Origin of the sequence: Halomonas sp. PGE1 (genome assembly GCF_013000985.1) — a bacterium.
In the GTDB taxonomy this organism is placed as follows: domain Bacteria; phylum Pseudomonadota; class Gammaproteobacteria; order Pseudomonadales; family Halomonadaceae; genus Halomonas; species Halomonas alkalicola.
This window is the reverse complement of record NZ_CP053032.1, coordinates 74664-93455: the sequence shown is the minus strand read 5'-3', so window position 1 is coordinate 93455 and position 18792 is coordinate 74664. Positions and strand designations below refer to the sequence as shown.

At 70.5% G+C, this 18792-nt stretch carries 18 protein-coding genes and 1 pseudogene; 5 read left to right on the top strand and 14 right to left on the bottom strand.

Features of this window, described 5'->3' with window-relative positions:
- Positions 1-12: 12 nt before the first annotated feature.
- The 5 genes from HIR79_RS00465 to HIR79_RS00445 all read right to left on the bottom strand — a co-directional run bounded on the left by HIR79_RS00465 (position 13) and on the right by HIR79_RS00445 (position 4365).
- Positions 13-1428 carry a TRAP transporter large permease gene (locus HIR79_RS00465; protein WP_110069026.1) on the bottom strand — a complete coding sequence of 472 codons (1416 nt, stop codon included), beginning with the start codon at positions 1426-1428 and terminating at the stop codon, positions 13-15.
- The gene (locus HIR79_RS00460) at positions 1428-1976 is read right to left on the bottom strand and encodes a TRAP transporter small permease subunit (RefSeq protein ID WP_169955979.1); all 549 of its coding nucleotides are present in this window, start codon (positions 1974-1976) and stop codon (positions 1428-1430) included. Before HIR79_RS00460 ends, HIR79_RS00465 begins: the two co-directional genes overlap by 1 nt.
- A gap of 131 nt (positions 1977-2107) precedes the next feature.
- Positions 2108-2932: an endonuclease/exonuclease/phosphatase family protein gene (locus HIR79_RS00455; RefSeq protein WP_169959415.1), complete on the bottom strand. Its 825-nt coding sequence runs from the start codon at positions 2930-2932 to the stop codon at positions 2108-2110.
- 1 nt (position 2933) lies between these two features.
- Positions 2934-3569 carry a thiol:disulfide interchange protein DsbA/DsbL gene (locus HIR79_RS00450; RefSeq protein WP_169955977.1) on the bottom strand — a complete coding sequence of 212 codons (636 nt, stop codon included), beginning with the start codon at positions 3567-3569 and terminating at the stop codon, positions 2934-2936.
- A gap of 172 nt (positions 3570-3741) precedes the next feature.
- Positions 3742-4365 carry a c-type cytochrome gene (locus tag HIR79_RS00445; RefSeq protein ID WP_169955974.1) on the bottom strand — a complete coding sequence of 208 codons (624 nt, stop codon included), beginning with the start codon at positions 4363-4365 and terminating at the stop codon, positions 3742-3744.
- 238 nt (positions 4366-4603) lie between these two features.
- Between HIR79_RS00445 and yihA the strand changes: the two genes are divergently transcribed.
- Positions 4604-5221: a ribosome biogenesis GTP-binding protein YihA/YsxC gene (yihA, locus tag HIR79_RS00440; protein ID WP_169955972.1), complete on the top strand. Its 618-nt coding sequence runs from the start codon at positions 4604-4606 to the stop codon at positions 5219-5221.
- Here yihA and HIR79_RS18750 read toward each other — a convergent pair.
- From HIR79_RS18750 to argH, 8 genes and pseudogenes are all read right to left on the bottom strand, one after another.
- A complete protein-coding gene (locus HIR79_RS18750; RefSeq protein ID WP_349304992.1) occupies positions 5218-5592 on the bottom strand; it encodes an HAD family hydrolase in 375 nt (124 codons plus the stop codon). The two genes, yihA and HIR79_RS18750, sit on opposite strands and share 4 nt — an antisense overlap.
- A pseudogene (locus HIR79_RS18745) lies at positions 5540-5932 on the bottom strand (HAD family hydrolase); the annotation flags it as partial. The gene HIR79_RS18750 and the pseudogene HIR79_RS18745, both read right to left, overlap by 53 nt.
- A gap of 56 nt (positions 5933-5988) precedes the next feature.
- Positions 5989-6921 carry a tyrosine recombinase XerC gene (locus HIR79_RS00430; protein ID WP_249322208.1) on the bottom strand — a complete coding sequence of 311 codons (933 nt, stop codon included), beginning with the start codon at positions 6919-6921 and terminating at the stop codon, positions 5989-5991.
- Positions 6914-7630, bottom strand: a complete 717-nt coding sequence (locus HIR79_RS00425; RefSeq protein ID WP_169955968.1) for a DUF484 family protein — start codon at positions 7628-7630, stop codon at positions 6914-6916. The genes HIR79_RS00430 and HIR79_RS00425 overlap by 8 nt, the downstream gene beginning before the upstream one ends.
- A gap of 25 nt (positions 7631-7655) precedes the next feature.
- Positions 7656-8489: a diaminopimelate epimerase gene (dapF, locus tag HIR79_RS00420; RefSeq protein WP_169955965.1), complete on the bottom strand. Its 834-nt coding sequence runs from the start codon at positions 8487-8489 to the stop codon at positions 7656-7658.
- The gene (gene lysA, locus HIR79_RS00415; RefSeq protein ID WP_169955963.1) at positions 8489-9769 is read right to left on the bottom strand and encodes a diaminopimelate decarboxylase; all 1281 of its coding nucleotides are present in this window, start codon (positions 9767-9769) and stop codon (positions 8489-8491) included. The genes dapF and lysA overlap by 1 nt, the downstream gene beginning before the upstream one ends.
- Before the next feature lie 2 nt (positions 9770-9771).
- A complete protein-coding gene (gene lptM, locus HIR79_RS00410) occupies positions 9772-9936 on the bottom strand; it encodes an LPS translocon maturation chaperone LptM (RefSeq protein WP_169955960.1) in 165 nt (54 codons plus the stop codon).
- Complete coding sequence (gene argH / locus HIR79_RS00405) at positions 9936-11366, bottom strand: argininosuccinate lyase (protein WP_169955958.1); 1431 nt, start codon at positions 11364-11366, stop codon at positions 9936-9938. Before argH ends, lptM begins: the two co-directional genes overlap by 1 nt.
- A 256-nt stretch (positions 11367-11622) precedes the next feature.
- Here argH and hemC point away from each other — a divergent pair, with 256 nt between their 5' ends.
- From hemC to HIR79_RS00385, 4 genes are read left to right on the top strand one after another with little or no spacing between them, the layout of a single operon-like run.
- The gene (gene hemC, locus HIR79_RS00400; RefSeq protein ID WP_283241847.1) at positions 11623-12564 is read left to right on the top strand and encodes a hydroxymethylbilane synthase; all 942 of its coding nucleotides are present in this window, start codon (positions 11623-11625) and stop codon (positions 12562-12564) included.
- On the top strand, positions 12564-13358 hold the full coding sequence (locus HIR79_RS00395; protein WP_169955956.1) for a uroporphyrinogen-III synthase: 795 nt from the start codon (positions 12564-12566) through the stop codon (positions 13356-13358). Before hemC ends, HIR79_RS00395 begins: the two co-directional genes overlap by 1 nt.
- A 7-nt stretch (positions 13359-13365) precedes the next feature.
- Positions 13366-14823, top strand: coding sequence for a uroporphyrinogen-III C-methyltransferase (locus tag HIR79_RS00390; RefSeq protein ID WP_169955953.1), 1458 nt, complete (start codon positions 13366-13368; stop codon positions 14821-14823).
- Positions 14820-16142, top strand: coding sequence for a heme biosynthesis HemY N-terminal domain-containing protein (locus HIR79_RS00385; protein ID WP_169955951.1), 1323 nt, complete (start codon positions 14820-14822; stop codon positions 16140-16142). The genes HIR79_RS00390 and HIR79_RS00385 overlap by 4 nt, the downstream gene beginning before the upstream one ends.
- Before the next feature lie 238 nt (positions 16143-16380).
- Here the strand turns inward: HIR79_RS00385 and ybiO are convergent, their stop codons facing one another.
- Positions 16381-18696, bottom strand: coding sequence for a mechanosensitive channel protein (gene ybiO, locus HIR79_RS00380; RefSeq protein ID WP_169955949.1), 2316 nt, complete (start codon positions 18694-18696; stop codon positions 16381-16383).
- Between the last annotated feature and the right edge of the window lie 96 nt (positions 18697-18792).

Sequence of the window (18792 nt, the reverse complement as noted above, 5' to 3'; positions counted from 1 at the left end):
GCCAGTCCTTGGCTAGAGCACCGAGGGCAGCCAGGTGGCGAGCCCCGGCATCAGCGCCAGCGCGAGCAGCATGGCCAGCTGCATGGCGATGAAGGGCGTCACCCCCCGATAGATCGCCGAGGTGGGCACGGAGTCCGGCGTCACCCCGCGCAGATAGAAGAGCGCGAAGCCGAAGGGCGGCGTCAGGAAGGAGGTCTGCAGGTTCACCGCGATCATGATGCCGAGCCAGATCGGGTCGACCCCCATGGCCAGCAGCACCGGCCCGACGATGGGCACCACCACGAAGGTGATCTCGATAAAGTCGAGGATGAAGCCCAGCAGGAAGATCACCAGCATCACCACCAGGGTGGCGCCCACCACGCCGCCGGGCAGCGCCTCGAACAGCTCGGTGACCAGCTCCTCGCCGCCGAAGGCGCGGAACACCAGCGAGAAGAGCGCGGCGCCGATCAGGATCAGGAACACCATGCTGGTGACCTGGGCGGTGGACTGCACCACGTCGCGCAGCACCGGCACGCTCAGGCGACGGTTCACCAGCGCCAGCAGGAAGGCGCCGAAGGCACCCACCGCCGAGGCCTCGGTGGGGGTGGCGAAGCCGCCCAGGATCGAGCCCAGCACCGCCACGATCAGCAGCACCGGCGGCACCAGCCCCTTGAGCAGCAGCGGCCAGAGGCTGCCGGTGTGGCCCAGCTCCTTCATCAGGGAGTCACGGTCGGCGGGTGGGGCGGCATCGGGCTTCACCCAGGCGGTGATCACCAGGTAGACGATATAGGCCACCACCAGCAGCAGGCCCGGCACCAGGGCGCCGATGAAGAGATCGCCCACCGAGAGGGTGCGAGGGCTCCACACCCCCATGGAGAGCTGGGCCTGCTGGTAGGCGTTGTTGAGCACGTCGCCCAGCAGCACCAGGGCGATGGAGGGCGGGATGATCTGCCCCAGGGTGCCGGTGGCGCAGATGCTGCCGGTGGCCAGCGACGGCGAGTAGCCGCGCTTGAGCATGGTGGGCAGCGAGAGCAGCCCCATGGTCACCACGGTGGCGCCGACGATGCCGGTGGAGGCCGCCAGCAGCATGCCCACCAGCACCACGGCGATGCCCAGCCCACCGCGCAGGGCGCCGAAGGCTAGCGACATGGCGTCGAGCAGGGTCTCGGCGATGCGCGACTTCTCCAGCAGCACCCCCATCAGCACGAAGAGCGGCACCGCCAGCAGCGTCTGGTTGGTCATGATGCCGTAGAGGCGGTTGGGCATGGCGCCCAGGTAGCGGGTCTCGAAGGGCACCGGCACGCCCATCTGGATCAGCGCATAGCCGATGCCGGCGAAGATCAGGGCGGTGCCGGCCAGCGACAGCGCCACCGGGTAGCCCAGCATCAGCACGCCGCAGACCGCGGCGAACATGATCAGCGGCATGAACTCGAGGAGGGTGGCCAGCATCACAGGAGCTCCTCGTGCTGCGGGGTGTCGTTGGGCAGGCGGTGGCGGATGATCAGCACCTGGCGGATCAGCTGGGCGATGCCCTGGATCAGCAGCAGCGCCATCATCACGAGTATCAGGGTCTTGAGCAGGTAGACGCCGGGAATGCCGCCGTCCGGCGAGCGCTCCATGATCGCCCAGCTGCTGCGCACATAGGCGAAGCTGCCGATGGCGATGAAGAGCACCACCGGGATCAGCAGGAAGAGGGTGCCGCAGAGGTCGACCCAGGCGCGCCCCCGGGCAGTGAGGCGGCGGTAGAAGATATCCACACGCACATGGCCGTCGCGGCGCAGGGTCCAGGCGGCGCCGAGCATGAAGACCGCGGCGTGCATGTACATCACCGACTCCTGCATCACGGTGTTATGGATGCTGAAGACGTAGCGCATCACTACGATGGCGAACTGCACCAGCATCATGAGGAGCACCAGCCAGGCGATGCTGGTGCCGATGCGGTCGGTAAAGGCGTCCAGGCCCCGGAGCAGGGCCGGTTCGCGGGCAGGGGGTGTCATGGGAGGTCTCGTGCAGAAGCGGAAACGACGGGCATCATCGCCGATTCGGCGACGATCGTCATCCCTGGCTCTCAACCCTGGGTGTCACCCTCGAGCGTCACTCTCGCGTATCCCCCGGCGCCTGGCTCTCCTCAGCCTGGCTCGCCCTTGAGGCGGGCGGTCATGGCCTGCAGGCAGGCGGCAGGCAGCCGGACATCTACGGCGATCGGCAGGTGGTCGGAGAACAGGTGGTCCGGTACGCGCACGTCGTCGGCCTGCAGCGAGTCGGAGAGCAGGATGTGGTCCAGGGCGCGGCGCGGCTGCCAGGAGGGGTAGCTGAGCAGTGGACGCACCGGATGCAGCGGCAGCGAGGCGCAGAAGCGCTGGTGGCCGTGGAGCTGCTCGGGGGTGCAGTTGAGGTCGCCCATCACCACCACGTGGCGCAGCGGCTGGATGATCTCGGAGAGATAGTCGAGCTGGCGCACTCGGGTGCGATGACCCAGCGCCAGATGGGCCACGAAGAGGTGCAGAGCGTTGGGGCCCTCGCCGAAGCGGGCGTGGATGGCACCCCGTCCCGGCAGGGTGCCGGGCAGGCGGTGCTCCTCGATCCGGCTGGGGGCCAGCCGCGACAGCAGCCCGTTGCTGTGCTGCGCGATGCGGCCCAGGTTGCGGTTGAGCTGCTTGAAATGGTGCGGGAAGCCCCCGCGGCCGGCGAGATACTCCACCTGGTTGACGTTGCTGGAGCGGAAGCTGCCGCCGTCGACCTCCTGGAGGCCGACGATATCGAAGCGCCCCAGCACCTCGCTGACCATGTCCAGCCGGCGCAGGCGCTTGGGGTGGGGCAGCAGGTGCTGCCAGCTGCGGGTCAGGTAGTGGTGATAGGCCGAGGTCTGAATGCCCACCTGCATGTTGAAGGTGAGCAGCTTCAGGTGGCTGCCCTCGAGGGGCGGCGTCCTTGCCTCGGCCAGATGCGACATCTCAGCTGTCACCACGCTCCTCGCGGACCTTCTCGATCAGCGCGTCGGCAATCTGCGGCATGTTGGAGAGGCTGCCGGCGCTGCTGGGTGTGACCAGGTAGCGGCCGTCGATCACCAGGGCGGGCACCCCCATCAGGCGCATGGCGCGCAGCCGCGAGTGGGCCTGGTTGACCTTGCTCTTCACCGCGAAGGAGCCGAGTGCCTGGCGAGCCTCCTCCTCGCTGACGCCGTAGCCGCTGAAGAAGTCGGCCAGGTCGTCGGTCTCGGTGAGGCGACGGTTCTGCTGGTGGATGGCGTCGAAGAAGTCGGCGTGGACCGCCTCGACGATGCCCAGTTCCTCGGCGGCGTAGAAGGCCGCGGCGTGCTTGTTCCAGTCGCCGCCCATGGTGCCGGGCAGATGCACCACGCTGACGTCCTCATCGAGGGTCTCGTACCAGGCGGTGACATGCTCCTGCAGGTTGTAGCAGTGCGGGCAGCCGTACCAGAACGCCTCGGTGACCTCGATCTGGCCCTCGGCGACGCGGGTCTCGACGGGCTGGGGCAGCACCTCGTAGTGCTGGCCCTCGACCAGCGGCGAGGCGGTGGCCAGGCTCGATAGGCCGAGGCCGGCAAGGGCGAACATCAGGGGCTTGAACATCACGTACTCTCTCCTTGGATGATCCGGCGAGGCCGGGCGTCGCTGCCTTTGAGCGCGTTCGCCACCGAGGGTTCCCCGGTGGCGGCCGGGCCTTCGATGATACGACAAGGGCGGCCCGAGGGCCGCCCTGGCGAGAACTGAGCGTGGCGTCGCTGCCTGCGACGGGCCGGACTCAGTGCAGGCCGTACATGTAGTTGGCCACGGCTTCCATGTCGTCATCGCTCATCTTGGCGGCGATGTCGCGCATGATGTTGGCCGGGTCGTTGGCCCGCTCGCCGGAGGCGAAGGCCTGCAGGGTGGCGACGGTGTACTCGACGAACTGTCCGGAGAGCGCCGGGTAGACGGCGCTGCCGATGCCTTCCCCGGTGGGGGTGTGGCAGGCGGCGCAGGCCGGGATGCCCCTGGAGAGGTCGCCGGCACGGTAAAGCTCCTCGCCGCGAGCCAGCTGCTCGGTGTTGTCGGGATCGACCTGGCCCAGGTTGGCGTCCTGCTCGGCGAAGTACTTGGCCACGTCCCAGGCGTCCTGGTCCGAGAAGTCGTCCACCTGGCCGGCCATCTGGGGCACCGGGCGGTGGCCGTCGCGGATGTCCATGATCTGCTTGGCGGTGTAGGACATCTGCTGGCCGGCGAGATGCGGGAAGGCCGAGGAGGGGCTGATGCCGGACGGGCCGTGGCAGGCGGCGCAGCTCTGCGCCTTCTCGCGGCCTGCCGCCGCATCGGCGTCGGCCTCCAGGTCGGCGTGGGCGGCGCCGACGGCGCCCATGGTAAATGCCAGGCTTGCCAGTAACTTTCTCATCGCTAATCCACTTTGCCGTTACATTGTTGACCGGTACGTACCCTGGGAGCCGCCCGGATCGCGAGCCTGCCCGGGGCCTTGCGCAGGCGCCGGCGGTTCGCGGACGTCGAGGGCGCGGTGGTACACTAGCGTGCCCCGGGTCGCAGACAAAAGACACTGCATTATACCGAATCACCCCGGCGGCGGGAATGCAAGCCGCGCCCCGTCTCCCTTCGACCATCGTCAGGATGTCATCGCCATGGCGCGACTCAACTATCAGACCGCCCGTTTCCTCACCAGCGCCCCGACCCTGGCCCAGTGTCCGCCCGACAGCGGCGCCGAGGTGGCCTTCGCCGGACGCTCCAACGCCGGCAAGTCCAGCGCCATCAATACCCTGACCCGTCAGAAGGCCCTGGCGCGCACCTCCAAGACCCCCGGCCGGACCCAGCTGATCAACTTCTTCACCCTGGGCGAGGATGCCGACCGGCGCCTGGTGGACCTGCCCGGCTACGGCTTCGCCAAGGTGCCCGAGCAGGTCAAGCTGGAGTGGCAGCGCCACCTCTCGGACTACCTGCAGCGGCGCGCCTCGTTGCGCGGCCTGGTGCTGGTGATGGACGTGCGCCACCCGCTCTCGGAGTTCGACCAGACCCTACTGGGCTGGGCGGATGACAAGGCGATGCCGGTGCATATCCTGCTCACCAAGGCCGACAAGCTGAAGCGCGGTGCGGCGGCCAGCGCCCTGCAGCAGGTGCGCGCGCGGCTGCGCGAGTGGGAGGACCTGGTCAGCATCCAGCTCTTCTCGTCCCTCAAGGGGCAGGGCGTCGAGGAGGCGCATGCGCGCCTGGACGCCTGGCTGCTGGGCAGCGAGGAGGGCTAGCGCCGCCTCTCCAGCCAGGCGATCAGCTCGGGCAGCTCGCGCACATGGTCCAGGCGGTGGATGCCGGCGGGCAGGTCGCGGTCGTCCGGGCCGATCCAGGCCGCCTGCATGCCCAGGCGTCGCGCCGGCAGGGCATCCTCGGCCCAGGAGTCTCCCACGTGCAGCGCCCGTGATGGCGGGGTGCCGAGCCGGGCCAGGGCGGCCAGGAAGGGGCGCGGGTCGGGCTTGGGGGGCGAGCAGCTCCCCGGCGGCGATGGCCACCGGGAAGTGGCGCCCCAGCGCCAGGCGGGCGATCTCCACGTTGCCGTTGGTAATGCTGGCCAGCCGGTAGCGCCTGCCCAGCTCGTCCAGCAGCTCGTCCACCTCCTCATGGGGCGTGACCTCGTGCCTCAGCACCATGAAGCGCTCCATGGCGCGGCTGGCCCAGTGGTCGGCGTGCTCCGCGGCCAGGCCATACTCGTTAAGCAGTTCGGTCAGCGCACGGTGGCGCAGCCAGGTGAAGTCGCCGCGGCGCAGCGGGTGGGCGCCGGCCAGGCGAAGGCGGCGCTCGATGAAGGCCGCCAGGGGGAAGCGTTCGGCGAAGCGGCCGCGGGCGCCTGACGGCTCTGCCCCGTCGGCGTGGCCGCCGAGGCGCTCTTCCAGCCGATCTTCCAGCCATGCGTGCAGCGCCGCGTCCAGCCAGGCGTAGTGGCCCTCCTCGGTGCGTCGCATCACCCCGCCGTTGTCCCACAGGGTGTCGTCCAGGTCGAAGGTGATCGCCTCGAGTCTCACGATGGTTCCTCGTCGGGTGCCGCGGCGGGCCGGCGCCGCGCCCGCGGGTGGGCAGCGTCGTAGCTGGCCGCCAGGTGCTGCCAGTCGAGGCGGGTATAGACCTGGGTGGTGGCCAGGTTGGCGTGGCCCAGCAGCTCCTGGACGGCGCGCAGGTCCTGGCTCGACTCCAGCAGATGGCTGGCGAAGGAGTGGCGCAGGCGGTGGGGGTGCAGGTGCTCGTCGAGGCCGCGGCGGCGAGCGATCAGCGCCAGGCGCTGCTGGATGGCGCGGTGGCCGAGGCGGGTGCCGCGCTGGCCCACGAAGAGCGCCGTCTCGCCGGGCGCCGCCAGGGTCTCGCGCAGGGCGAGCCAGGTGTCCAGCGCGCGGCGCGCATGGCGGCCCACCGGCACCTGGCGGGGCTTGCCGCCCTTGCCCAGCACCCGCACCCGCTCGGGCTGCAGGTCGGTCAGGTCGAGGCCCGCCAGCTCGGCCAGGCGCAGGCCGCTGGAGTAGAAGAGCTCCAGCATCGCCTGGTCGCGCACCGCCAGGGGCGAGCCGTCGTGAGGGGTCTCCAGGAAGCCCTTCAGGCGGTCGACGTCCACCGGCCGCGGCAGGTGGCGCGGCTGGCGCGGCGCCCGGGTCAGGGCCACCGGATTGTGGGTCAGCCGACCGGCGGCCACCAGGTGGTCGGCCAGCCGCGAGATCGCCGAGCGCCGCCGGGCCAGGCTGCGCGGGGCCAGGCCGCGGGCGCGTTCGCCGCCGAGGAAACGGCGCAGCAGGGCGGCGTCGAACCCGTTCCAGTCGTCGATGTCGCGCTCGGCGAGGAAGGCCAGCAGGGCGGCGAGGTCGCGGCGGTAGGCGTCCAGGGTGGCCGGGCTCGCGGTGCGGGCGAGCCCGGCCAGGAAGGCCTCGACCTCCCCGGCCAGGGACGCTGTGGGGCGCTCAGCCACGAGACGAGGCGTGGCGCACCAGCAGCCGGGCCACCACGTCGCCCACGTACTCGGTGAACAGGGTGTCCATGCTGGCGCGGAAGTGATCGGCATCGGGACTGGCCAGTATCAGGTAGCCCAGCGGCTCGCCCAGGGTCAGCCGGGCAATGGCGCAGGAGCCGGAGCGACGCGGTGCCGTGGTGTGGGGCAGCAGCCGCTTCCAGTCGGTGGGGGTGAGCCGGGTGCAGCGGCTGGTGCGGCCGTCGAGGAGTGCCGCCAGGCGCGAACCGGCGTGCTCGTCGAGCACTTGGCGTGGCGCCTGAGGCGGCTGGGGCTCGGCGTCGGTGAGGCTGGCCGGGCACCACAGCGCCACCGCCGGGGTGGAGAAACGCTCGCAGAACTGGGTGGCCAGGGCCTGGCCCAGGGCATCGCTGTCCTCGGCCTCCAGCAGGGCCAGTACCAGTTCCCGGGTGCGTCGGTACTGGGCCTCGTTGTGGCGGGCCGATTCCAGCAACTGCTCGAGGCGCCACTCGGCCTGTTCGGCACGGGTGCGCAGGTCGTGGACCAGCCGCTCCAGCAGGGAGGTGGCCCCGCGGGCCTCCGGGTGCGGCACGCGCAGCTGCTGCAGCAACCCCTCGCGGCCGACGAAGAAGTCCGGGTGGGTGGCCAGCCATTCGGCTACCCGGTCCGGGTCGAGGGTCTTGCGCGGTTCGGGGGCGGCTCGTGACATGCGGATTCCTCGGCGGTCTGCGGGCTCAGGTCAGGATGAGGCGGCCGTCATAGACGCGTTCAGCGGGGCCGCTCATGGCCAGGGAGGTGCCGGGGCCTCCCCATTCGATGCTCAGGTCGCCCCCGGGGAGGTGCACGGTGACCGGGCTTTCGAGCAGCCCCTGGCGGATGCCGCTGGCCACCGCGGCGCAGGCGCCGGTGCCGCAGGCCAGGGTCTCGCCGCTGCCCCGTTCAAAGACCCTCAGGCGGATCTCATGGGGGGAAACGACCTGCATGAAGCCCGCGTTGACCCGCTTCGGAAAGCGCGGGTGGGACTCGATGGCCGGGCCCAGGCGCGCCACCGGGGCGCGGTCGACGTCCTCGACCCGCAGCACCGCGTGGGGGTTGCCCATGGAGACGACGCCGATCTCGACGCGCTCGCCGTCCACCGCCAGGAGGTGCAGCGGGCGATCCTCGGCGGCGTCGAAGGGCAGGGCCTCGGGGGCGAAGCGCGGCTCGCCCATGTCGACCCGCACCCGGCCGTCGTCCTCCACCAGCAGCACCAGCGGGCCCCCGGCGGTCTCCACGTGGATCTCGTGCTTGTGGGTCAGGCGCTGGTCGCGCACGAAGCGCGCGAAGCAGCGCGCCCCGTTGCCGCAGTTCTCCACCTCGCTGCCGTCGGCGTTGAAGATGCGGTAGCGGAAGTCCATGTCCGGGTCCCGGGGCGGCTCGACGATCAGCAGCTGGTCGAAGCCGACGCCGAAACGGCGGTCGGCCAGGCGGCGGATCTGGTCGTCCTGCAGGCGCGCCCGCTGCGTGACCAGGTCGAGCACCATGAAGTCGTTGCCCAGCCCGTGCATCTTGGTGAAGTGCAGCAGCATCAGCGCGCGCCCTCCTCGTCGTCGGGCAGCAGCGCCTCGCCGGCCCACAGCTCCTCGAGGCGCTCGCGGCGGCGCACCAGGTGGGCGGACTCGCCGTCCACCATCACCTCGGCGGGGCGCGGGCGGCTGTTGTAGTTCGAGGCCATCACGAAGCCGTAGGCGCCGGCGGAGCGCACCGCCAGCAGGTCGCCGGGGGCGATGGCCAGTGTACGCTCCTTGCCCAGGAAGTCGCCGGTCTCGCACACCGGGCCCACCACGTCATAGGTGGCGCTCTCCCGGGCGCGGCGGGTATCCACCGGCAGGATCGCCTGCCACGCCTGGTAGAGGGCGGGGCGGATCAGGTCGTTCATGCCGGCGTCGACGATGGCGAAGTTCCGGGTCTCGCCGGGCTTGAGGAACTCCACCCGGGTCAGCAGCACGCCGGCGTTGGCGGCAATCGAGCGGCCCGGCTCGAAGAGCAGGGTCAGCCGCTCGCTGCCGGCCCAGCGGGAGAGGCGCTCCAGCAGGGCCGAGGCGTAGTCGAAGGGCGCCGGCGGATGCTCGTCGCGATAGGGCACGCCGAGGCCGCCGCCGAGGTCCAGGTGCTCCACCTCGATGCCCCGCTCGCGCAGGCGCTCGAGCAGCACCAGCAGGCGGTCCAGGGCGTCCAGGAAGGGCGAGAGCTCGGTGAGCTGGGAGCCGATATGGCAGTCCAGGCCGGTCACCTTCACATGGGGCAGGCTCGCGGCCAGTTCGTAGACCGCCAGCGCCTCGTCCACCGGGATGCCGAACTTGTTGTCCTTGAGCCCGGTGGAGATGTAGGGGTGGGTGCCGGCGTCCACGTCCGGGTTGACCCGCAGCGACACCGGCGCCACCTTGCCGAGCCGGCCGGCCACCTCATTCAGACGCTCGAGCTCGGGGCGCGACTCCACGTTGAAGCACTTGATGCCCACCTCCAGCGCCCGGGCCATCTCGGCCTCCTGCTTGGCCACACCGGAGAAGACCACCTTGGCGGGGTCGCCGCCGGCGGCCAGCACCCGCTCCAGCTCGCCCACCGAGACGATGTCGAAGCCGGCGCCCAGGCGGGCCAGCAGGCCCAGCACGGCGAGGTTGGAGTTGGCCTTCACCGCGTAGCAGATCAGGTGGGGGTGGCCGCCCAGCGCCTCGGTATAGGCGCGGAAGTGCCGGGCCAGGGTGGCCTTGGAGTAGACGTAGCAGGGCGTGCCGAACTGCTCGGCGATGCGGGTCAGGGGGACCTCCTCGCCGTAGAGCACGCCGTCGCGATACTCGAAATGATCCATGCCTAGGTCTCGCTGTCGTCGGGGGCGTTGTCGGCGTCGCGGGGGCCGTACTGCTCGGCCGCCTGCTCGTCATCGGGCAGGTAGAGGGGGCCCTTCTGGCCGCAGCCGGCCAGGCCCAGCGCCATGACCAGCGTCAGGGGCAGGGCGGCGAGTGCCAGGCGGCCCATCAGGCGCCGGCCTCCGGGGCGCTCTCCATCGCGGCCAGGGCGTCGCGGGCGCGCTGGGCGGCGGCGCGCACCTGATCCGGGGCGGTGCCGCCGATATGGTTGCGGGCGGCCACCGAGCCCTCCAGGGTCAGCACCTCGAAGACGTCGCCGTCGATGACGTCGGAGAACTGCCGGAGCTCCTCGAGGCTCATCTCGGAGAGATCCTTGCTCTCGCGGATGCCATAGGCCACGGAGAGGCCGACGATCTCGTGGGCGTCGCGGAAGGCCACGCCGCGGCGCACCAGGTAGTCGGCCAGGTCGGTAGCGGTGGAGAAGCCGCGGCGGGCCGCCTCGGCCATCTGCGGTTTCTTCGGCTCGATGGCCGGCACCATGTCGGCGAACGCCTTTAGGCAGTCCTTGACGGTATCCACGGCGTCGAACAGCGGCTCCTTGTCCTCCTGGTTGTCCTTGTTGTAGGCCAGCGGCTGGGACTTCATCAGGGTCAGCAGGCCCATCAGGTGGCCGTAGACCCGGCCGGTCTTGCCGCGCACCAGCTCCGGCACGTCGGGGTTCTTCTTCTGCGGCATGATCGAGGAGCCGGTGCAGAAGCGGTCGGGCAGGTCGATGAAGTCGAACTGGGCGCTGGTCCACAGCACCAGCTCCTCGCTCATGCGCGACAGGTGCATCAGCAGCAGGCTGGCAAAGGCCGTGAACTCGATGGCGAAGTCGCGATCGCTCACCGCGTCCAGGCTGTTCTCGGCGGGACGCGCGAAGCCCAGCAGCTCGGCGGTGACGTGGCGGTCGATGGGGTAGGTGGTGCCGGCCAGGGCCGCGGCGCCCAGCGGCATCACGTTGAGCCGGCGGCGGCAGTCGAGCAGCCGCTCGTGGTCGCGGGCCAGCATCTCGTGCCAGGCCAGCAGGTGGTGGCCGAAGGTGACCGGCTGGGCCGTCTGCAGGTGGGTGAAGCCGGGCATGATGGTGTCGGCCTCGCGGTCGGCCAGCTCGATCAGGCCGCGGCGCAGGCGGGCCAGCTCGGCGGCCACCCGGTCGATCTCGTCGCGCAGGAAGAGGCGGATATCGGTGGCCACCTGGTCGTTGCGCGAGCGACCGGTGTGCAGCTTCTTGCCGGTGATGCCGATCTTGTCGGTGAGGCGCGCCTCGATGTTCATGTGCACGTCTTCCAGCGCCACGGACCACTGGAACTCGCCGCGCTCGATCTCGCCGCGGATCTCGCTGAGCCCTTGGATGATGGCGTCGCGCTCGGCCTCGCTGAGTACCCCGACCCTGGCCAGCATGGTGGCATGGGCGATGGAGCCCTGGATGTCGTGGAAGGCCAGGCGCTGGTCGAAGTCGACCGAGGCGGTGAAGCGGGCGACGAAGGCGTCGGTGGGCTCGTTGAAGCGGCCGCCCCAGGACTGGTTGGTGCCGGCGGTGGTGGAATCTGCGCTCATCGGACTTTGCATCCTGCGTAACGGGTTGCGGTGAAGCGGGGCCACAGGGCCCCGGCGCCGCCACGGCGGCGCTGGCTGGACATGCCGGGCAGTGTACCAGAGTCCGTCGGCGTGGCGAGGGGGCGCCCGGGGCGTCGATTTCTCCTGCCCTGCCGGGTGCTTTATGATGGCAGGCTATATGCTGTAGCGAATGCCAATACCACCGGGCGTCGGCGACGCTGGACGCCGGCAGGGGAACCGGGACAGGGAGAACCTCGTGCAAGCCATCACCAAGCTGCGTATCGCCACCCGCAAGAGTCAACTGGCCCTGTGGCAGGCCGAACACGTTCGCGACCGCCTCATGGCGCTCCACCCCGGTCTCGAGGTGGAACTGGTGGCCATGTCCACCCGCGGCGACAAGATCCTCGATACGCCGCTGGCCAAGGTGGGGGGCAAGGGGCTGTTCGTGAAGGAGCTCGAGGAGGCGATGCTCGACGGCCGCGCCGATATCGCCGTGCACTCCATGAAGGACGTGCCGATGCACTTCCCAGAGGGGCTGGGGCTGTCGGTGATCTTCGCCGGTGCCGAGCCCACCGACGCCTTCGTTTCCAACCACTACAGGAGCCTCGACGAGCTGCCCGAAGGGGCGCGCATCGGCACCTCCAGCCTGCGCCGGGGCCTGCAGATGCAGGAGGCGCGCCCGGACTTCGAGATCCTCTCCCTGCGCGGCAACGTCCAGACTCGCCTGGCCAAGCTCGACGCCGGCGAGTTCGACGCCATCATCCTGGCCACCTCCGGCCTGAAGCGCCTGGGCCTCGACGAGCGCATCGCCATGGAGCTGCCCCCCGAGGTGTGCCTGCCGGCCTGCGGCCAGGGGGCGCTGGGCATCGAGTGCCGCCTGCACGACCCCGAGCTGATCGGCCTGCTGGCGCCCCTGGACGACCCCGACACCGCCACCCGGGTGCGCGCCGAGCGCGCCATGAATACCCGCCTGGAGGGTGGCTGCCAGGTGCCCATCGGCGGCCATGCGGTGTTCGAGAATGACGGCCAGACCCTGTGGCTGCGTGCCCTGGTGGGCACCCCGGACGGCAGCCGGGTGCTGCGCGCCGAGGGGCGCGGTTCCATCCACGAGCCGGAGGCGCTGGGCATCCGCGTCGCCGAGGAGCTGCTGGAGATGGGTGCCGGCGAGATTCTCGCCGAGGTCTACGGCGCCGGCTGATGGACGCCCAGCCGGTCGTGATCACCCGGCCCGGTGAGCGGGGCGACGTGCTCGCCGCGGCCATCGAGGCCAGCGGCCTGCCGGTGGCCCGCCTCGAGGCGCTGCGCCTCGAGGCGCTGCCCGAGACGCCGGCGCAGCGCGCCGCCTGGCTCGACTTCGACCAGTTCCGGCGGGTGGTGGTGGTCAGCCCCTTCGCCGCCGAGTGCCTGGCCGATGCGCTGGACCGCTACTGGCCGCAGCTTCCCGTGGGCATCGACTACTACGCCGTGGGGGCGGCCACCGCCGCCGCCCTGCATCAGGCGCTCGGCGTGCGGGTGCACGTGCCACCGGCCACGGCCGGCGAGGACACCAGCGAGGCGCTGCTGCAGCTGGGCTCCCTGCAGCGCCTCGACGGCGAGAAGATCCTGCTGGTGGCCGGCGAGGGCGGGCGCACCCTGCTGGCCGAGACCCTCGCCGCGCGCGGCGCCCGCCTGACCCGCCTGGCGGTTTATCGCCGCACCCCGCTCTCCCCCTCTCCCGACATGCAGCGCCGCCTGGCCCGGGGCGACTTTCGCGCCCTGGTGGTCAGCAGCGGAGAAATCCTCGAACATCTGGCAAGATGGTGCACGGGCGCCGCCTTGAACCAACCGCTAATCGTTTCCAGCGCCCGGTTGGCTACACTGGCCGGCAAGCTGGGGTTCCGTGCCCCTGTCGTGGCGTCCGGCGCCACGCCGACCGCGCTGACGACGGCCTTGGCCGCCGCCTGTCACTCGCAGGAAGCCGATGTCGATCAAGACGATCTCGAAAAGGGCTAGCGACAAGATGAGCAAGCAACCACACGAGCAGGACGAACAGAAGGCGTCTGACGGCGCGCAAGCGGCGACCTCGGGCGGCGACGCCGGGAAGGGCAATCACCAGAATCGGCGACGTTCGCGGCGCTACGACAAGGCCAGCCAGAACGCGGCCTCCCAGGACTCGGCTCAGCCGGCTCCGGCGGAGAGCCCCGAGCCGAAGCCGGCAGCGGGCAAGGGCGACACGCCGGCCCAGTCGTCAGGCAAGTCGGACGCCACGGCGGCCGGCGGCACGCCCCCGCCGGCCAAGCCGGCCGCCTCCCAGGCCGCCAGCGGCGAGAAGGCCGCCGGCGCTGCCGACAAGGGCAAGCCCGCCGAGCCCCGGCCGGTGTCCGGCGGCAGCGGTGCGGGTGCCGCGGCTCGCCCGGCTGGCGGCGGTGACGGCAAGGGCGGCAAGGGCGGCAAGGCGGGCCTCGCCGCCATCGTGCTGGTGATCCTGCTCGCCATCGCCGTGGTGCTGTTCGGCTGGCAGGCGTGGCAGAAGCTCGATGCCCAGCAGGCGCGCATCAGCGAGCTGGAGTCCGCCTCCGGCCAGTTCGCCAGCGCCGCCGACCTGGCGGACCTGGAGAGCCGCCTGGACCAGGGTGAGAGCGAGCGCGACGCCGCCCTGGACGGTGCCATCGAGGCCCTGCAGGGGGAGTTCGCCGACTATCGCGGCGAGGTCAACCAGACCCTCGACCGGGTGCTCGACGAGCTCTCCAGCGAGCAGGAGGCCGACGAGCGCGACTGGCTGCATGCCGAGGCCGCCTACCTGCTGCGCCTGGCCAACCAGCGCCTGCAGCTGGAGCGCGATGTCCAGGGCGCGGCCGCCCTGCTGCGCACCGCCGATGATCGCCTGCGCGAGGCGGACAACCCCGCCCTGGTGCCGGTGCGCCGCGAGATCGCCAGCGAGCTGGCCGCCCTGGATGCCGTGCCGCGGGTCGACCGCACCGGCCTGTGGCTGGCCCTCAACGCTCAGCAGCAGCAGATCGCCCGCCAGCCGCTCTCCCAGGAGATCGAGGAGGTCACCGTGCGCTCCGGCATCACGGAGGCGCCCAGCGGCACCTGGCAGCAGCAGCTCTCGCGCTTCGGCCAGGAGCTCAAGGAGCTGGTCACCATCCGCCACCACGACGCCGACCTGGAGGCGCTGATCACCCCCGAGCAGGAGTCCTACCTGCGCCAGAGCGTGCGCCTGGTGCTGGAGCAGTCGCAGCTGGCGCTGCTCAAGGAGGAGCAGGAGCTCTTCGAGGCGAGCCTCGACAAGGCGCTGACCCTGATCGAGGGCTACTACGACACCGACGCCTCCGGCGTCCAGTCGGTCGTCGAGCGTCTGGGCGAGCTCAAGGCCCAGGCGATCCGCCCGGAGCTGCCGGATATCAGCGGCTCCCAGCAGGCCCTGGCCACCTTCATCGAGCGCCGCTTCGAGTCGCGCCGGGGAGATGACGCATGAGAAAGCTGATCCTGATCGTCGTCCTGGGCCTGGCGCTCGGCGCGCTGTTCGGCCAGCTGATGATGTCCGTGCCTGGCTACTGGCTGGTGCGCGTCGGCGACACCTCGGTGCAGACCTCCTTCTGGTTCGGCCTGGTGATCCTGCTGGCCGGCTTCCTGGTGCTGCACTTCGCCCTGCGCGTGCTGATGCGCCTGACCCGTCCGGTCTCGCGCTTCAAGGTATGGAACAGCCGCGCCCGCAACCGCAACGCCATGAAGCGTACCGTGCGCGGCCTGGTGGCGCTGGCCGAGGGGCGCTGGAAGAAGGCCGAGAAGTCGCTGGTCAAGGCGGCGGACGACTCCAGCACCCCGCTGGTCAACTACCTCTCCGCGGCGCTGGCGGCCCACTACCAGGGCCGCTTCGACCAGGCCGACACCCTGCTCAAGCGGGCGCACCTGAGCACCGAGGGGGCCGATACCGCGGTGGGCATGATGCAGGCCCAGCTGATGCTGGACCGCCAGCAGTACGAGGAGGCCCTGGCGATCCTCACCCGCCTGGACCGCCAGCTGCCCAATCATCCCCAGGTGCTCAAGCAGCTCAAGCAGGCCTACCTTAGCGTCAGCGACTGGGACGGCCTGCGCCGCCTGATGCCGCGCCTGGGCGCCCAGCAGCTGATCTCGAAGGAGGAGCGCGACCAGCTCGAGCAGCGCGCCTACCGTGAGCTGATCGTGCGCGAGGCCCGCGAGGGCAGCGATATCGAGAAGGTGCGCGGCCTGTGGGCCGACATGCCCGACCACCTGCGCGGCAACATCGACCTGATCGTGCTCTACGCCGAGGCGCTGGTGCGCGGTCGCCAGGAGCCCATCGCCGAGCGGCTGCTGCGCCACTCCCTCAAGGAGCACTGGGACAGCCGCCTGGTGCTGCGCTACGGCCTGCTCGACGTGGATGCCGCGCGCCAGCTGGTGACCGCCGAGAAGTGGCTGCAGGAGCGGCCCAACGACCCGGACCTGCTGCTGACGCTGGGCCGCCTGTCGCTGCGCAACGCCTACTGGGGCAAGGCCCAGGAGTACTTCGAGGCGAGCCAGCGCCAGCGCCCCAGCGGCGTGGTCTGTGCCGAGCTGGCCAGGCTCTATGCCAACCTGGGCGAGCACAACAAGAGCCAGCTCTACTACCGCCAGAGCGTGGAGCTGCTCGACAAGTCGCTGCCCTCCCTGCCCCAGCCCCGGGAGGACAAGGACGTGCTGGCCGAGAAGCGGCCCTCGAAAGCCAAACCCGAGGACGCCTCGGGCAAGGGCGGCAAGCCTGCGGGAGAGAAGGCCGGCGAGAAGAAGTCGGCCTGAGGCCGGGCGGCTCCGGCCGCCCTGCCACCACCCGAGAAGGGGGCGCCATCCGGCGCCCCTTTCCTGCTTTCGGCTTCCTGTTTCTTCCTTGCTTCTGCTTCCTGCTTCTTCGTTGTTGTCGGCATGCGCCCGCGGGACACGGCCGCGGCGAGGCCCGGGGCGACGCCATGCAGCAGAACAAAGGCGGGGCTGCCGATGGCAGCCCCGCCTTGCCTTGCGAGGGTGCTGAGCCGTCGGCTCAGTCCTCGTCGAAGTCGCCCTTGAACTTCGGGTTGGGCCGGGACCGCGGATCGAAGCGGTCGTCGGTGTGGTTGTTAGCTTGCTTGGGCTGTCCCGCCGGGCTGCCGTCGATAGTGAAGTCCTGCTGCATGACGCGCAGGTTGGCGGGCGGTGCCGATCCGGTCTTGTCCTGACCGAAGTAGAGGGTGGTGTGGGGGAAGGGGATCTCGATGCCCTTGCTGTCGAAGTGCAGCTTCACCAGGCGGTTGTAGGCGCGGCCCACCGCCCACTGCATGCCCGGGGTGGTCTTGATGCGCACCCGGATGTTCACCGAGCTGTCGGCCAGGGCAATGACGCCGGCCACCTCCAGCGGGGCGAGGATGTTCATCTTGTGGTCGTCGCCGGCCGCCAGCTCGTCGAAGGCCTCGCGCAGCGCCACGATGGCGTCGTCGATGCTCTCGCGGTAGGCGATGCCGTACTCGCCCACGTGGTAGCCGAACTCGCGCATGTAGTTGGAGACGGTGTCCACGCTGGAGAAGGGCACGATGTGGTAGGTGCCGTTGAGGTCGCGGATGCCCACCGAGCGGATGCTCAGGCGCTCGGCGGTGCCGGTGATGCCGCCCACGGTCACCACGTCGCCGGTGTTCATGGCGTTCTCCACCTGGATGAAGATGCCGGTGATGATGTCCTGGACCAGCCTCTGGGCGCCGAAGCCGATGGCCAGGCCCAGGACACCGGCACCGGCGATCAGCGGGCCGATGTTGATGCCGATCTCGGCCAGCACGATCATCGCCGTCATGGTGATCAGGGCGATGGCCAGGGCGTTGCGGAACAGCGTCAGCAGGGTCTTGGCGCGGGCGTCGGGCTCGCCGGTGCCGGTCTCCGGGTTGAGCTTGTGCTCGATCAGGCTGGCCAGGCCGAGCCAGGCGCCGATAGCGATCACCAGGATCGTCGCCACGCTGACCATCTTGCCGACCAGGCCGCGACCCGCCTCGGAGGCGTACCAGCCCGCCAGGTCGAAGGCGCCCCAGGCGCTGAGCACCAGCATGATCACCAGGATCAGGATCACGGTGCGGATCACCCGCAGGGCGTTGGGTACGTAGCTGTTGAGGCGCGGCTCCAGCAGCGGCAGCTTGCGGCGCAGGTCATCGGAGAGGGTGATGCGCCGGCCGATGGTCTGGGTCAGGAAGCTGGAGAGCAGCATGCCCACCACCACCGCGGCGATGGTCTTGAGGGTGGCGAAGAGCACGAAGGGCAGGGCATCCACCGGCCGTGTCAGGGTCACCACCAGCACCATCACGAAGTAGGCCAGGGCGAACAGGTGCCAGGTGCGAGCGAAGAGCTGCAGGCTCACCCGGGTGGCGGCCATGGTGGCGCGATTCGCCTTGTCGTTGATGGCGTCGCGCAGGCGCAGGCGATTCTTCATCACCACGATCACCGCGTAGAGGAAGGCGCCGAACATGATCAGGGTGCCGACCCCCTGGCCCAGGGCCGGGGCGATGTAGACGTTGATCAGCGGCACCACCACCATAAGGCCGTAGCCCACCAGGCCGATCAGCCTGGCGATCCAGCGGTTCCAGTAGGAGGCCTCCCCGGCGGTGATCGGCAGCAGGCGCAGCCCCTCGTAGCGCGACGAGAAGAGCACCCGCAGCGCCGCCTTGAGCAGCTCGATCACCAGGAAGGCATTGAGGAACAGTGAGGCGCGGGTGGAGAGCTCGCCGGTCTCGCCGATGGCGAAGGTGGCGACCAGGTTGCCGCCCACGTAGGCCAGCGCCACCACCAGCACGTCCACCAGGGCGGCCAGGGCCACGCAGATCACCAGGCGCAGCACCGGGGTGAGCCCCTCGCCGTTGAGCGACCACTGGCTGATTCCGGTGAACAGCGGCTTGGCCAGGCGCCGGAAGGCCACGAACAGCGCCAGGGTGGCCAGGATCACCAGGCCCAGGTTGATGGTCGCGCTGGTGAAGGCCGCGGTGTCGAAGGTGCTGTCTTCCAGGCCGCCGGTGAAGAGGTCGCCGACCGCCTCCACGGCACTGCCGAACTGGCCGCCGATGTCGCTGGCGATGCGGCTGGTCAGCTCGGCCAGCTGTCGGGGCAGCGAGGCCGTGGCGGCCTCCTCCGCGGGTGGCTCGGCGGCGGGCGCCTCGGCCATGCCGCGCAGCTGCTCGATCAGCTGCCGGCGGGTCTCCTCGTTCTCGAGCAGGTCGGCCAGGGTGGCATTCGCCGGCTGGCTGCCCGCTGCGTCGGCCGGCTGGGCCTGGGCCGGGCCGGCCAGCGCCAGCAGGGCGATCAGCAGCCAGCCGAGCATCAGGGGTAGGGCTCGCATGGGGTTCACGCTGTGACCTCCGTCTCTTGCGTGTTGGCGATGTGTCGTGTGAATCCAAGGGTAACGCTGGTTTGGCATGATACGGGCTTTGCGGCGAGACCTCGA